This window comes from Nitrospira sp. MA-1 (assembly GCA_032139905.1).
Classification (GTDB): domain Bacteria; phylum Nitrospirota; class Nitrospiria; order Nitrospirales; family UBA8639; genus Nitrospira_E.
The window spans coordinates 1,360,274-1,374,227 of the sequence record JAQJDB010000007.1; the positions used below are offsets into that span (position 1 = coordinate 1,360,274).

General features: G+C 52.3%; 15 protein-coding genes. 11 read left to right on the plus strand and 4 right to left on the minus strand.

Annotated elements, in window-relative coordinates:
- The first annotated feature begins 258 nt into the window (after positions 1 to 258).
- Both PJI16_18940 and PJI16_18945 read left to right on the plus strand, forming a co-directional pair.
- Entirely contained in the window at positions 259 to 1,182 is a 924-nt protein-coding gene (locus tag PJI16_18940) for a hypothetical protein (protein ID MDT3779642.1), read from the plus strand.
- 448 nt (positions 1,183 to 1,630) lie between these two features.
- Positions 1,631 to 1,858, plus strand: coding sequence for a CsbD family protein (locus tag PJI16_18945; GenBank protein MDT3779643.1), 228 nt, complete (start codon positions 1,631 to 1,633; stop codon positions 1,856 to 1,858).
- A gap of 124 nt (positions 1,859 to 1,982) precedes the next feature.
- Here PJI16_18945 and PJI16_18950 read toward each other — a convergent pair whose 3' ends face one another.
- Positions 1,983 to 2,183 carry a hypothetical protein gene (locus PJI16_18950; GenBank protein MDT3779644.1) on the minus strand — a complete coding sequence of 67 codons (201 nt, stop codon included), beginning with the start codon at positions 2,181 to 2,183 and terminating at the stop codon, positions 1,983 to 1,985.
- Positions 2,184 to 2,535: 352 nt separating this feature from the next.
- On the opposite strand from PJI16_18950, the gene PJI16_18955 reads away from it, so the two are divergent.
- The 9 genes from PJI16_18955 (at position 2,536) to PJI16_18995 (ending at position 9,282) form a co-directional block, all read left to right on the plus strand.
- Positions 2,536 to 2,907, plus strand: a complete 372-nt coding sequence (locus tag PJI16_18955; GenBank protein MDT3779645.1) for a response regulator — start codon at positions 2,536 to 2,538, stop codon at positions 2,905 to 2,907.
- A gap of 63 nt (positions 2,908 to 2,970) precedes the next feature.
- On the plus strand, positions 2,971 to 3,636 hold the full coding sequence (locus tag PJI16_18960) for a Crp/Fnr family transcriptional regulator (GenBank protein MDT3779646.1): 666 nt from the start codon (positions 2,971 to 2,973) through the stop codon (positions 3,634 to 3,636).
- 222 nt (positions 3,637 to 3,858) lie between these two features.
- The gene (locus tag PJI16_18965) at positions 3,859 to 4,074 is read left to right on the plus strand and encodes a hypothetical protein (GenBank protein ID MDT3779647.1); all 216 of its coding nucleotides are present in this window, start codon (positions 3,859 to 3,861) and stop codon (positions 4,072 to 4,074) included.
- 371 nt (positions 4,075 to 4,445) lie between these two features.
- The gene (locus PJI16_18970; GenBank protein MDT3779648.1) at positions 4,446 to 5,078 is read left to right on the plus strand and encodes a DUF3015 family protein; all 633 of its coding nucleotides are present in this window, start codon (positions 4,446 to 4,448) and stop codon (positions 5,076 to 5,078) included.
- Positions 5,079 to 5,941: 863 nt separating this feature from the next.
- Positions 5,942 to 6,358 (plus strand): BON domain-containing protein, encoded by a 417-nt coding sequence (locus PJI16_18975; GenBank protein MDT3779649.1) that lies wholly within the window; start codon positions 5,942 to 5,944, stop codon positions 6,356 to 6,358.
- Positions 6,359 to 6,392: 34 nt separating this feature from the next.
- On the plus strand, positions 6,393 to 6,914 hold the full coding sequence (locus PJI16_18980; protein ID MDT3779650.1) for a hypothetical protein: 522 nt from the start codon (positions 6,393 to 6,395) through the stop codon (positions 6,912 to 6,914).
- A gap of 470 nt (positions 6,915 to 7,384) precedes the next feature.
- Positions 7,385 to 7,753, plus strand: a complete 369-nt coding sequence (locus PJI16_18985; GenBank protein MDT3779651.1) for a hypothetical protein — start codon at positions 7,385 to 7,387, stop codon at positions 7,751 to 7,753.
- A 116-nt stretch (positions 7,754 to 7,869) separates the two neighbouring features.
- Positions 7,870 to 8,115 (plus strand): GIY-YIG nuclease family protein, encoded by a 246-nt coding sequence (locus PJI16_18990; GenBank protein MDT3779652.1) that lies wholly within the window; start codon positions 7,870 to 7,872, stop codon positions 8,113 to 8,115.
- Between the two features lie 426 nt (positions 8,116 to 8,541).
- Positions 8,542 to 9,282: a TSUP family transporter gene (locus PJI16_18995; GenBank protein MDT3779653.1), complete on the plus strand. Its 741-nt coding sequence runs from the start codon at positions 8,542 to 8,544 to the stop codon at positions 9,280 to 9,282.
- A 518-nt stretch (positions 9,283 to 9,800) separates the two neighbouring features.
- Here PJI16_18995 and PJI16_19000 read toward each other — a convergent pair.
- The 3 genes from PJI16_19000 to PJI16_19010 form a co-directional block, all read right to left on the minus strand.
- Positions 9,801 to 10,289: a nucleoside deaminase gene (locus PJI16_19000; protein MDT3779654.1), complete on the minus strand. Its 489-nt coding sequence runs from the start codon at positions 10,287 to 10,289 to the stop codon at positions 9,801 to 9,803.
- A gap of 719 nt (positions 10,290 to 11,008) precedes the next feature.
- Positions 11,009 to 12,121 carry a DNA cytosine methyltransferase gene (locus PJI16_19005; protein ID MDT3779655.1) on the minus strand — a complete coding sequence of 371 codons (1,113 nt, stop codon included), beginning with the start codon at positions 12,119 to 12,121 and terminating at the stop codon, positions 11,009 to 11,011.
- Positions 12,122 to 13,954 (minus strand): DUF1998 domain-containing protein, encoded by a 1,833-nt coding sequence (locus PJI16_19010; GenBank protein MDT3779656.1) that lies wholly within the window; start codon positions 13,952 to 13,954, stop codon positions 12,122 to 12,124.

The following is a 13,954-nucleotide window of genomic DNA, read 5'->3' on the forward strand; positions in this document are numbered from 1 at the left end:
CAATTTGTGCAATATTGAACAGACGGGGCCAGGCCTTCCCGCCATACTGGCCAATCATCTGAAGGTGAGGAATGCCAAAATGTTCAAAAGCCGGAACAGGTATCACCGAACCAAGTCTCATTCCAAAAATGTCCAACATCATGTATCCACGTTTGCGTTGAATGAGCGCCTCTGTGATCTCCAAACAGGACGGTAAAGGTGAAGGGGCTCCGAACACCGTGGATATATATGGTCTTATTCGGTTGAAAGGAGCACGCCGTGAAAACGCTTACTTCTTCAGTCAAGGGGCTGGTGACGAATCAAGAAGAATTTCAGGAAAGTATTTCGGCCGATTTTCCGTTTTTCCTGGAACGGTCATCGGGCATTATCAAACGAAATTTACAGGACATGGGGCAATGGGTCGACGACACCTCACATGAAAAATCACTTCGCAGGCTGTCCTTTGACCTGGTTGTCTGGTTTATTGAGTATTGCCCATCTCAATTGCCGGGTCATCCTACGGTGTTGTTGGACGGCTTTATTTCGGATTTCCTTGAAAGATTCCAGGAATCAAACATTTCGCTGACTTCAAATTCCATTTTGTACCGATTCATTGAAGGACTGCTCCGTCGTGCTGCGGTAAGCCGTGATGCCCTCATCTGTCTTTTCTATCATTTTTATGGCATGAAACCCGCCGAGGTGGGTCTTCTTCTAGGATTGGAAAAAGGAAAAACGCTGGAGATTTATAAGGGTTTCGAACGGTGGAGGCAAAAAGGATGGCACCAGGCGGTTGAAGAAATCGGATTGACCGACCAGGACCTGTTCTCATTAGCTGAGACGCAACGGAGTCAACCTGAAGTCTTCCATGAAAACGTCCAAAAAATTCTGAAACCGTTATCGCCATTCTGTCGTAAAAGTGAACCTCAGTATAACCGGTGTGTGGAAGAGGAAAAATGGTATGAGATGTTCAGGGAAGGGTATGGGTGTGAATACCGGATGTGGCATTTACCGTTATGCCAGTCCTGTATGCACACCATTACCAAGTTTAGAGACGTATTTTGGCTCAATGCCACCCTCCCGTCACAACTCCATCTGCATATCTCCCCTCATGTATTGAAAAAAGAAACGAGACGCTGGCTTTCCGTGCCGGGGAACATTTCTCCTTCGGGGAGCAGTCACTCCCAGTGCCCCGGAGACATGTAAGAAGCATAGGCAAAGGGTATGGGCAGTTGATAAATGATGGAAGAGAAAGGCGATTCTTACGAATGCCAGGAACACATTGTACGGATAAGGAAGTACGTCCATTGGCAAATGACCGCCTATCGGCCCCGAGTCCGGGACTTTACACTCCTTGTGGGTGAATGACCTCACCATTCAACTCCAGGCCGTGTCTACAGTAGCAACTCGCGTCCGTCACCCCTGCGATTGGCAGGGTTCCAGTCGGAGGCAGGACAGTCTGTGTCTGAGCAGGACGTTTTTTTTGAATGCTCCCTCCAAATCCTTCCTTAAGGTAAATTTTCCAGCGTGAGCAATATTGACCAGACATCGTCCGGTCCGCCCTCCATAATGAACCATAATCAGAATAGGGATAGCAGGGGTGAGTGAGGCGGTTTCCCGGCGATTTTGATTCTTTGACGGGGGAGAGAAACGCATGAACGCAGATCAATTCAAAGGAAAATGGATGCAGTTCAAAGGTGAATTCAAGCAGCAGTATGGCAAGTTCACCAATGATGCCTTACGGCAGATCAAAGGAATTGACGACACCATTATCGGCAAGGTGCAGGAACGGTACGGCGACAAAAAAGATGCACTCATGAAGTGGGAGAAACAAGGCCAGAACTCGTCTACGGCCGAGACGGCACACCCAAATATACCCTGACGAGAAATTTCCAAGAAGAGTGCAATGCGGAAGCATCCAATTCAGAAAAGAACAAATTATGAAAATACCCTATCTCATCATCGTGTGCACTGTTTTACTTGTCAGCGGGGCCATCAGCGTCGGATCAACGGACATCATAGGCAAGGCGGGTGAGAAGACATCGATTACTGACCCGAGGGAGGGTATCGGGTGGCAGATTGATGACGAGACTACTCCTAGACAGGTACGGCTCAACCGCAAGGTCAATTACGTTGGGGTTAACCACCAGGCGCCGGAGAAGAGTCACCCATCGGTGGAGTTCGACGAAAGGGGGTGGTCCGTTCATCCCAGTCGGCTTCATGCCAGCCGTGTACAATTGTCAATTTTCTCCTTGTGTCTTCTTTCGATGAAGCCATTAGGGCCTGCGTAACGGAGCGGATGGCCATGAATGCTCATATGAATCCCCAGACCAAAGCATAAGGGACATCATGCACGAGCGAGGTCCAGATTATTCTGATCCGTTGCTCAAGGTAGTGTGGACAGCCTTTCGATTTCAGGAGGTAGTGTTCACGGAAAAGTATCTTAGAAAAACGAGAATGACTCACGTATCGGGAAGCACATGATCTATTTCGAACTAAAAGGGGCGATACCTCGCAATCGCATGCCAATCCATTTCTAATAGGAAAGGTCCTCTTGAAATGATCAAGCAACACATTCTCGTGGTCGACGACAACGCTGCCATTCGTAATCTGCTAAAAATCCGCTTGGAATATTCCGGGCACACGGTAGATCTTGCTGAAAATGGTGGTGAAGGATTGATGATGCTCGCACAGGCGGAATATGACCTCGTCCTCCTCGATTATATGATGCCTGGAATCACGGGTTTGACGGTCTTAGAGCACATCAAGGAGCGGTATCCTTCCCTAGCGGTCGTCATGCTCACCGGGCATTCTGACGGCCACATGGAGGGCCAGGCGATTGCGGCAGGGGCGCGGGCCTGTCTGTATAAACCATTTAATTGGGTGGAGTTGGAAGACATCCTTCGTTGCTCGGTCGGCACGGCTTCATAAGAGAGATGGTATCCGAGCGTCTGGTATCCAGAGTGAAGCACCTTTCCTAAATCAAAAGGAAGTATGGCACCTAAACGAACACCCTCGTTCAATCCGAAAACCTTCCTGAGACAAGTCGGGAACGGCAAAACCATTATATCGTGTGAAAAAAACCGTGTTCTTTTTTCGCAAGGAGATGCGGCAGATGCCGTCTATTACATTCTGGAAGGAAAAGTCACGCTCACGGTCGTGTCCAAGCGCGGCAAAGAGGCCGTTGTGGCCATTCTGGAACCAGCGACCTTTTTTGGGGAAGCCTGTCTCACCGGGCAGGTATTGCGTTTGGAGGCCGCGACGACGGCCGGTGTCGCAAAGATTGTACGCATTGGGAAAGCGGCCATGATCCAGGTGCTTCACGAAGAACCCACCTTCTCCGAACTCTTCCTCGCCCATCTCCTGGTTCGAAGCCTCCGCATCCAAGAGGATCTGGTCGATCAGCTCTTCAATTCCAGCGAGAAACGACTGGCGCGCCTGCTGCTCCTCATGGCCCATTTCGGCAAAGAAAGCGAACCGGAGACCGTCATTGCGAAATTAAGTCAGGAAACGCTTGCGGATATGATCGGCACCACGCGCTCTCGCGTGAGTTTCTTTATGAATAAGTTTCGAAAACTGGGCTTCATTGAATACGACAGCGGATTGGACAAGGAGTTGCACGTGCACAGGTCTCTTCTGAATGTCGTCCTCCACGACTAGGTTTCCTCCTTTGGTTCAATGAAGGTGAGCCGCAACACCTCTAGCGGAGCCTCCGTTTCCGTTCTCACCCCTGAGCAATATTGACCAGACAGGCCTTGCCCGGGGGCCTATAATTTTATGGAGGTGATGATATCGGGTCGGCCGATCATAGGCCGAGTTTGTACAGAAGAGGCCTGCGGAGAGGGCCATCTTATGGGAATGATCAAAGATAACCAGGAGGTTATGATGAATTGTGTACGTTGCGGAGGATTTCAAATGTTGGATCAGTTCTACGGCATGGAAAACAATGGATCTGTTTGGATGTATGATGCCGTGCGGTGCCTCAATTGTGGATCCATAGAAGAGCCCATGAGGGAAAAAGCGGAGGCGATCGCATCGCTCAGAGCGGAACGCCTCAATCAATATGCCTTGAGCGTGCGGGTAGTAGACCACCAATAGGAAAAATCGGGCTCGTTCCTCGTCGTCATTCCTTGCCATCTATCTGGATCGGGGAGACCGTGGCCGTTTGAACTCCATGCCATCTGGTCTATTCAAATTTCCGGATTTCTCGCAATAAGCTCGCACCGGGAGAATGTCAGTAAGGAGCCGTGAAAGTCCCGACCGACTACCTGAACCTGGGTGGGGGTGTTGAGTCCCGCCCGGTCCATCCCGCATAAAGACCTGCTACAGAAAAAATTAATGGGTGAGTCAAGAATACAAAAATCCATCCTTTCAGCATGAATTTGGGGAACGAACGGGAGCAGGGTGGTTGGATATAATTTCTATTCATTCATCATTCATTCCATTTCCTACTCAAGGGGGAACCGCGCATGATTACCTATTTTCGCCACCTCTATCGTTTCACCATAGGGTTTTGGATTCCACAGACATCCCCTCTCTGTTTTGTGCCCGTTACCGTTGCAGGAGAGGAGTTCTGTGATAGCCCAAAGCAGCCGTTTTCCTGCCATGCCATACAAAGTTTGTGTGTCGCCATGCTTATAGGCGGATTTCTCACGGGGTGTATTACCGATGCCACCACTGACCTGACCAAAGCTCCTTTTGATGCTTCCACCGAGCTCACGGACGCTTCGACAGATTCATTTACCAGACTGACAGATGGGACCAGTCAAGCGACGAGCGATCTCACCGAGCCCACCAGAGAATTCCTCTCCAGCACGACACCGGGGGCCTGGTTCAATGCAGATGGCATGCTCAATGCTGACCATAAAAAGATTGCGTTTGTGGTCGTCAACTTTGATAATTTGGAAGAGGATATCGCCAGGGGATCCGGAGAATATCTGGTTTCGCTTTCGATGTTGATGGGTGTCCCCCCGGATTCCCGATACCGGTTTTTACAATCCGCACAACGGCAACATGGCTATATTTTTGATGAGAGCCAATCCAGGCCTGAATCATTTAGACGTCTGATCAAGACCTTACATGTGACGTCACCCTACTCGTAAAGAACGGTCTGATTAGCGGATTTTTGGCCTGGGGTATGCCTCCTGCATGCTGTTGATCAAGGCGATATCGATTTCGTTTCTTCTGCTTCTCGTTTTCATTCCGTGCAAACAGGAGGGGGCGTACTATACTTTTCGATGTTCATTATCGGATTAAAAAAAATGAATAGATTCCCTCTATCTATCCCCCTTTCAGGTTAGCCGAATGACCTGACGTGCCAATCAATGGGCCGATCTTCCCTTACCCCTGCGAGTTATAACGGCCACCGGTGAACTCCTTCGTCCCGATTCCATATGGCCGACCTGATTCATCAAATGGTGCGAAATTGAGGGGCGAACGCTATCGGCCTACCCAAAAACCCATGTGAGGATATGCCCAAAACAATGATCGACAAGCCAACGATTCTCTCTAAGGGTGGTCTGGCTGTCCAGTTCCACGGACGGTTGCTTTTAGCCTAGGCTATGCGAGAATTAGATCGGACGATCTGTGAAACCACATGTGGCCGCTTGGTCGTCGCGAGGTCACCGCGATTGAGACCTCTTTCCGGCACACAGGGCAAGTGGGAATGGGCAAGGATGATACCCTGCCATTGATACCTTCACCAGAAGGTCTTTGTGGACGACAATATTCTTGGATTTTCCTTTGCCAGTTAGGCCGAATTTTCAGGGCTTTCCCTTCCTCAGCGGTTATCCATCGTGACTCTACGCATCGGTGTTTTATGCCCCGGAAAGGGTGGCATTTTTAGGTAGGTTTGGGTAAGGTATGCCCACCGAGCAAAGGGAAACGACGGTCACGTTCATCAATCTGATCGGAGGCGGCTCATCTCCCTTGATTGCGACTACACTAACCTTATGGCGGAGACAGGATGAAGCATGTAAAAGGTTGTCTGATGGTTCTGGCCTGTGTTGGTCTGGCAGGGCTAGGGGATGTCACCTTCGTTTCCGGTCATACACTCCCGGGCTCCGTCGTTGTCGCCTTAGACTCGGTCGAAAATTCTGAACAAAACCTTCGGGACGATGATAACAATACATTAACTCCCTTCGATCAATCCAAAGGCAGTGAGGAGGATGTGGAAATGACCCGGCGTATCCGGCAGGAACTTATGGCCGATACCACCTTATCCATGAATGCCCATAATATTAAAATTGTCACGTTGAATGGAAAAGCCACCCTACGCGGACCGGTGGATACTCAGGATGAGCGAAGGCGGATTTTGAAAATCGCCACGTTAATTGTTGGCCTGAACAATGTCATAAATCTGCTTGAAGTGGAAAACGATTAAATAACCTCTTTATCCCCCGGAAAAGGAGTGCGCGATGGCTAAAGCCGTATTTTGTATTGCGACAACTTTTTTGCAAGCCGAGGAAATTGTCGACAAACTCAAAAATGCAGGATTTGCGAGTACGGATATCTCTGTGCTTTTTCCGGACACCCATGGGGCCAAGGATTTAGCACACGAAAAGCACACGAAGGCTCCGGAGGGGGCTGTCACGGGAGCCGGAGCCGGCGGGGTGTTGGGCGGGGCTCTTGGTTGGTTGGTGGGGATCGGGGCACTGGCGCTGCCGGGCATAGGTCCGTTTGTGGCTGCCGGTCCAATTATGGCTGCGTTGGGAGGAGTGGCAGTGGGAGCTACCGTAGGAGGCCTGACCGGCGGGCTTGTCGGCATGGGTATCCCTGAGTATGAAGCCAAGCTCTATGAAGGGAAGATTAAAGAAGGCAAAATTCTGATCTCGGTGCATTCAGAAAATCCAGATACTACGGATTGTGCCAAAACGATCTTTAAAAATGAGAATGCAGAGGATATTGCCATTTCGGACGAAGCCGCAGTCAAATCATAAAAACGGGTAAGGACAGAAACGGGTAGTTAGGCGGAAGATGTGCCGGAAACCTTTTGACCCTCTTGTCCTCGGAGCGCATTTTTCCCATGGAAATGGCGGGACAGGTTCCTGCAGTCCGCCCAAAGGAAGTCCAGATTGTTATTCTCGACCTTCCTTATCGGGTAGCAGAAAAAATAAATAAATTCCTCTCTCCACCACCTTCAGGTCGGTCACCCATGCTGCCGTGATCAACAGTGGGGGGGCGTTGTTTGAGCCTGGCGAGTCGGGCTGCCTCACCTGGGATCTACGGGAGCTCGATTCCATCAGCCCGATCGAGGTGAATATGGTTTTGGGTCCTTTGTCCGAAACTTCCTCTCCATCTATCCGAATCGACCTGAGCATCCCGAGCACGAAACGTTTCTGCGCGAAATGGGCAAGTCTTCGTGACCCTCGGCGTCTGGGCTCTGGTCATTATGTATTGAAGAACATTGGTGAAATTGACGGTTGGTCAGGGTGGGATTGCGCAACGACTTGTCCTGGAGGAGTATGACGTATCGGCGATCCCCCCATTCAAAACCCTTCTCAATTTTTTAATTAGCACGCACATCTATGTGGCGACTGCCGCCATTGCGGCCATCCTATTGCACCTCGCGATGGTCGGCCTGCCTGCATGCAGACATTTTATTTGTCCCAGCCGTCCTGGCCCTGGTGTTGTGGCAAGGTGTGTTTGGGTTTTCCTCCCATGGCGATTTTCTCCTCAGGAGTTGAAAAAGGTTTCCTATGTCGTGCATGCCCAATTTGTGACCGGAATCATGATCGGCATCTTTTCGGGGGTGGGGCATCCGCTGCTTGACGATTAGTCGTTCAGGGGGAAGAGCACGATTTGTCAGGTGAGATCCCTTTGGCCTCGAATGGGTAGGGTTCATGTCACTCACAGGCAAACGGGGGCAGCAAAAAGAGAAGGGGGAGGGTGTTGATGGCTTGGACAGTGTATATGTTGGAATGCGCCGATACCAGTTTGTACACGGGGATCACCGTGGATCTGGCGCGTCGTCTTAAGGAGCATTCGAAAGGTAAGGGGGCCAAATATACCAGACACCGTGGGCCGTTCACGGTGGTGTTCACCGAAATTCAGGAGACGAGAGGCCAGGCGCTCAAAAGAGAAGCGGTAATCAAAGCCATGACCAGAGAAGGAAAATTGGGCTTACTCGGAACTGGATGAAAGGATCGCTTGGACGAGGACCCTTCCTCTTCTACTCTTCATTCCGCATTCCTAATCTTTCTCGCCTCAGTCATTTCCGCCAGTAGTAAGCGTGAATCCATCTACACTTCTCGGTCGGACCCCTCAGAGGTGTAATACTTCAAATTTATGTGACCATCTTTGCCTGTATGGGATAGATAATTGTTTAAAGCAGATCTGACTGTGAGGGAAATGGTACGTTGAGAAGTCCTGTCTCGAAAATTCCTGATGTGTTGCATGATATAACCTGTATAAACTGACTTGACCTGTATTTCGGACAGTACGTGGGTATTCAAGATTGGCGACCGACCTACGGGCTTGCGAGCCAAAGCTGGCTTCATCGGCGAGCGTGCAGGCAGGGAACCCCGTTGGCGGCTTTTTTCAGTAAACGCACGATCCATGACGAACATCCTCTTTGACTTCACGATCACTCAGCTACTCCTCGTGGGAGTCCTGTTTATCTGGACAGGGTTTGTGCGCAGCGGGCTTGGGTTTGGTGGTGCTGCGCTTGGACTCCCACTCATGCTGTTTCTCTATGACCAACCACTATTTTGGTTGCCGGTCATCGGAACGCATCTCCTGTTTTTTTCGGCTCTGACCTTACATACCGGTATTCACGATGTCGATTGGCCCTATTTGCGGCACGCCACGCTGTTTGTCATCCCCACGACCTTGATTGGTGTGTTCGGCCTGATTACGTTGCCGACTGAGTGGCTGCTCATCTTTATTTATGCCATCTCACTCGCATATGGATTGATGTGGCTCTTGAACCTTTCCATCAATAGCAAGAAAAGTTGGAGCGACAGGCTGTTGCTTGCGCTTGGTGGGTATGTGGCGGGAACGTCACTGACCGGTGGACCACTGATGGTTGCGGTCACCATGAAAAATGTCGCGACCAATCAACTACGTAACACGTTGTACGTTCTCTGGTTTACCATCGTGACGATAAAAATGAGTACCTTCGTGATACTCGGAGTCGAGCTGCATCTGCTCACCGCCCTTGTACTCCTCCCCATCGCAGCCATCGGTCATGTGATCGGACTCAAATTTCATGATGCGATTTTGAAAAACGATCAGTGGTTCAAGCAGGTCATAGGAGGCATGCTCGTCCTTATCAGCGGATTGGGATTAATGAACAATCTGGCCTAAGACAGCCTGCTCATGGGTGACCCCAGGACCATTATCTAGGGGTTCAACGTGGGGCGACCAAACTCGCGATGCCTGGCCTGAGGCATGCCGAAGGGCTCAAACTTTTTCCCCAGAAGAACCCGCAGAGAAAAGTTAACTATTCTAAATTTTGCGGAAGGTTGGAAGGGGGTTGGGAGTAGGTGTGAATGCAAGGCCGGAACTCAAGCATGAACGTTTCGTCTGTAGTCCGACGCCTGTCGGCTGGCCCCAAGGAGGGACGCTCTTATCCGTTGCGGACCTTGTTTGAGCCCGGCGAGTTGGGCCGCTCTTCAAAAAGTTCGCGTCCCTCCTCTTCAATAAAGCCAGACGAGGCGTCAATGGTTTTGGCCACTTTTGCTGAAACAAAAGGCCTCTCCTGAGCGAGGTCGAAGGAGGCTCGTCGTCCGGGGCCGAAACCCCGGCAACTACAAAAATCTTAAATAAATTCCTTACGACATGGTTCAGTGCTCAGCCATCTTTTTTGATGATCGAGAAATTTGTTATTCAGCGCCACTCCGCTGCGCCTCCTCAAACAACGCATTACACTCCTGCTCCAGAATCCCCCCAATCACTCTCGTGTTCCGAAAGGGTGTCCGCCTCGACACCTCCTCGGCCCGAATATCGATCTGCCGCAAACCGAGTTGTTGGAGAAAGGGAATCGAGGTCCCAAAGTACACGGTAGCAATGCCCGCCCACTCGATCGCACTCTGACACATGGGGCAGGGTTCAGCGGTTGTATACAAATCGAGTGCGGTCCAATCAACCGGTGTATGCTTGGCCGCACAGCGATTGATGACATCGATTTCGCCGTGGAGGGTAGGGTTGCGAGAAGAACGGTTGTACCCCTTCGCGAGAATCTCTCCAGTTGTCCGGCGAACGATGACGGCCCCGAAGGGATATCGGGGGACCTTCTGCGCCATGGTAATGGCCAGGCGCATATACTCTTCAGGGCGCAATTTCTGTTGATGTTTCTTAGCAATTTTCTTCAAATCTTTTGGCCCCGTGCCGACACTCGGTCAAGCTCTTCCCCCGGTCTTACAAAACTGGCGGATGCAGCAACCGTCGCAGCGGGGATGTGAAGGGAGGCAGCACTTCCTTCCGTGGGATACAAAGTTGACATGCAAACTGAAGCGCAGGTTCGGCGGCACTCCTTTTTGGACACGGTTCATGTCGCGGGGAGAGCATGATTTGTCAGGTCGAGTGGGCCGCACCCAGCCGAGTCGGCGGCAGATGCGCCAACAGTTAGAATCCACCGGGAACACTTCGCGGCCGAGCGAATACATCATGACGCATCTCGCGGTTTTTCTTCCAACGCCTGGCAGTGACTCCAGGTAATTTTCGCACTCAGCATCGGTCATGGCCCGCAGCGGCGAGAGGGTCGGAGTGCCGAAATCGGACTCTAATCTAGAGAGAATGGCGCAGATCGTGCGGGCCTTCTGGCGTGAAAGGCCGCCATGAGCTATTGCTGCGGCAATGTCGTCCTCCGAGGCATCGGCAAGCTGACCGAATCTCGGAAAGACTGACATTAGCTTTGTGTACGTTGATCGGTAAAGCGTTTCATTTGTCTGGACGCTGCAAATGATGAAGATCAGCTCTCGCAGAGGATTCACCTTGTTTCCATGTGCATGATCTGAGTAGCACTCCGAAAGCGCCCGGGCAACGGCTTCTACATTCAGTAAGTAGCTCCGGCAGCGAGGCTCTGACTGGCTCATTGCACCGCCTTTTTGAGAAAGCACTTCACCGCACCTGCTAGATGAAATGCCATGACGCATGGCACGCCGTTGCAGGTCATCTTGAATTTGGCCGAAAGCGACATCTCCTCCGGCAGAACATATTCATCTGGGACTGACTGGATCCGCAGTGCTTCGCGCACAGATAGACGCCGTGTTTTCCACGGGTGCAAATGGACTTCTTGGTTGCCGTACCATGCGGTCGGACTGAAACGGTACCGGTGAAGCCTCTTGAATGACTTGCCTGAAACATCGCCTTCTTTAACTTCCTTGAACTTGCTGGAGTACGGGTTGAAGACATCTTCCCCGTTTGCAATCTTCTCCGGGTCGCCGTTACCAATCAGTGCAGGATACACCGTCAGTTCGATAGGGATTTCATTTGGCTTCGCGGGCTGTTTACCAAACGTAATCACCTTGGGCCAAGCAAGCGACTTCGCCCCATTATAGGGCTCGATTTCCGGCCACAGAAACCAGCCGCCCTCGTCCGCCATGAGCCTCTGGCCGATCGCACGCTCGGCCAGCGATTTCTTGAAGCCGACGACAAATAACCGCTCACGATCTTGCGGGACACCCAATTCGAGTGCGTTAAGGATCCTGTAATCGACAACGTATCCGTGGTCCTGCAATTGGGCGATCTTGCGAAAGAGAAACTCCCGATGCTTATGAAAACGGTAAAGGCCTGGCACGTTCTCAACGACAAAAAAAGACGGCTTAATACTACAAATTATGTCTGTGAACACACTGGTCAGTTTCCCATTCTGCCCGTTGCCGCCAGCATGGGTTCCGCCCTTACTAAAGTCGGGGCATGGTGGACCACCGATTACCCCAAAGATTTCGGGGCGGGGTCCGGAAAACGCTTCACTAAGCACCTTTTTTGCGGGCAGATCGCAAACACTGCTCGTATTAGAAATCTCTGCTGTTACGTCCCGTTTCTTGCCGAGTGAAGAGAGCCAGGAAGACATGCCATGCTCATATCCCGCTACAAACACGGGATTGTTTTCGTTTGTCCAGCAGATCGTGAACCCTGCCTGATTGAAGCCAAGGTCGAAGAAACCTCCCCCCGTAAAGAATGACAGCACTGGAAATACCATTTAGCCCTCCGTGGCTCGATTGAAGAATCCGATAGTGGGATTGCGGAATGGGCCGATAACAAGGCCCCGGTCGAGAAGCCGGTTGAACTCCTCGCACGCCGTCTCCGGCACCAGGCAGCAACCGTGGCAAGCCGCGAGGTTCAAGGAATCCGGCCCTTGGCCTCCGCTCTGGCCCATCTCCATGCAAACTGGGTCGGCGGAACACCACTGCGCCCCCGTGAGCGCGCGTTCCAGCAGCGGCTCCAGCCGCCCTAGCCTGCCCATGCGTACCAGCCCGCCGAGCGTCCCCTCGGCATCGCCAGCGGCCGTGTAAATCAGGACGCCCGCCATCGGGGCAGCAGGATTTTCCGATACGTACAACCGCTCCCTGAGCGCTGCCGAACTGTAGCCGCACTCGTAGGTGAGGCGATTGATGAGCAAGTGCGCGAGCGTATGCAGGAGGACGTAGCGCGGGCCAATTTGGCGGTCGCGGAGATGGCGAGCCTGCCGCAGCGCTAAGTACCTCCCAAGCAGCGGTGCTACGCGGGCCTGAATGTCCGGCAAGGCTTCCCACTGCCGCAGTAGCTGCTCGTTGAGCGAGAGGAATATCCCTTCGCCGAACACCGTGTAGGCGGGCAACCACATCTCGGTTGGGGGATTGAGTCGAAGCATTGCCTGCTGGCTGGCAAGGTCGCGGTCTGTGTCGGCATAGACCCGTGTGAAACCGGTAAGTGCCCGCGTCTCGCGCAACTTGTGGACGAGGGTGACATGCGAGAAGAAACGTGAGAAGTCGGGCGCGTAATCCCGGAGATTGGCGGGCCTCAGTACGAGTTGGTCGAAGTCGGCGGCGGTAACGAGCGTGTCGTACTCTTGCCGCCGGAATCCCGTTTCGGCATCGTCACCCGCAGTTGGCTGTCGCTGCTGTTGCCCTCCACTGCCGCATACCGTGGCCATGGCTTCTTCAAGCTGCCGATCGGTGTAGCCGTGCACTAGTTCGTGGAACTGTGCCCGCAAGTTCGCTGGCGTGGGAACAACCCCAGCACTTCGCAGGATGCCGACGAAGGTGCTGATTGGTGGTTGCTCCAGTAACGAAATGACTTCCGCTACCGTTGTGTCTTCACTGCGAGGGAGGTAAATCGAACTATAGATTTGGGCGAAATAGACGTTGGCGGCGCTGCGGAGCGTGCCTCTAAGGGGCCTGCCACACCCTTCACCCTCCTCAGTCCCGAGCCACGGGCGATGGCCGTGGCACAAGTATGGTGCCCCACTGCTGTCTAGCAGGCGGCTCAAGTCTGTATCGTTGCCGTCAGGGCTGGCATTGGTGATGCCGGCAAGCGTCCGCTCGGGCCCCCCATCTACCTTTACCTTCTGCCCCGCCAGCGTCATACCGCCGGTCGAGACAAGACGCATTGCGGGCCCGTTCTGCAGCGGGGTTGCAGTCCTGTAAACCCACTCGACCCAAGGGAAGTCTTGGATGTGCCCCGCATCACACATGGCGACGAAGGGAACTTGTACAATGTACCTTGTCCACCCGCGCGCATCACATTCAGCACATTTGATCCTGCCTCGTCTAACCAGAGGAACTCTGCTCATTACCCCGCACCGAGTACAGTAATGCCATTGCGGGAATCTGAGAAATGGCACCGTGAGACGGCGGTTTATCGGAGAATCGTGGCGGCCTCCTCGCCGATGGTCGGGTGGAAGATAGAAATGAGCAACATTGAGCCGAGATGCAAGCCGCCATTCATCGATCCGGTATTCTTGAGGGTCAATGTTATCAGTAGTATCGTCTTCATGCTTGAACCAGTGGTCAAGCCCACCACCGATAACGGAAACACCATCAGACAGAATCAT

Excerpts from the sequence above, each read along its gene's own strand:
- PJI16_18945 (MDT3779643.1), top strand. The coding sequence starts at position 1,631 with ATGAACGCAGATCAATTCAAAGGAAAATGGATGCAGTTCAAAGGTGAA.
- PJI16_18950 (MDT3779644.1), bottom strand. The coding sequence starts at position 2,183 with ATGAACGGACCACCCCCTTTCGTCGAACTCCACCGATGGGTGACTCTT.
- PJI16_18955 (MDT3779645.1), top strand. The coding sequence starts at position 2,536 with ATGATCAAGCAACACATTCTCGTGGTCGACGACAACGCTGCCATTCGT.
- PJI16_18960 (MDT3779646.1), top strand. The coding sequence starts at position 2,971 with ATGGCACCTAAACGAACACCCTCGTTCAATCCGAAAACCTTCCTGAGA.
- PJI16_18965 (MDT3779647.1), top strand. The coding sequence starts at position 3,859 with ATGATGAATTGTGTACGTTGCGGAGGATTTCAAATGTTGGATCAGTTC.
- PJI16_18970 (MDT3779648.1), top strand. The coding sequence starts at position 4,446 with ATGATTACCTATTTTCGCCACCTCTATCGTTTCACCATAGGGTTTTGG.
- PJI16_18975 (MDT3779649.1), top strand. The coding sequence starts at position 5,942 with ATGAAGCATGTAAAAGGTTGTCTGATGGTTCTGGCCTGTGTTGGTCTG.
- PJI16_18980 (MDT3779650.1), top strand. The coding sequence starts at position 6,393 with ATGGCTAAAGCCGTATTTTGTATTGCGACAACTTTTTTGCAAGCCGAG.
- PJI16_18990 (MDT3779652.1), top strand. The coding sequence starts at position 7,870 with ATGGCTTGGACAGTGTATATGTTGGAATGCGCCGATACCAGTTTGTAC.
- PJI16_19005 (MDT3779655.1), bottom strand. The coding sequence starts at position 12,121 with ATGGTATTTCCAGTGCTGTCATTCTTTACGGGGGGAGGTTTCTTCGAC.
- PJI16_19010 (MDT3779656.1), bottom strand. The coding sequence starts at position 13,954 with ATGATTCTGTCTGATGGTGTTTCCGTTATCGGTGGTGGGCTTGACCAC.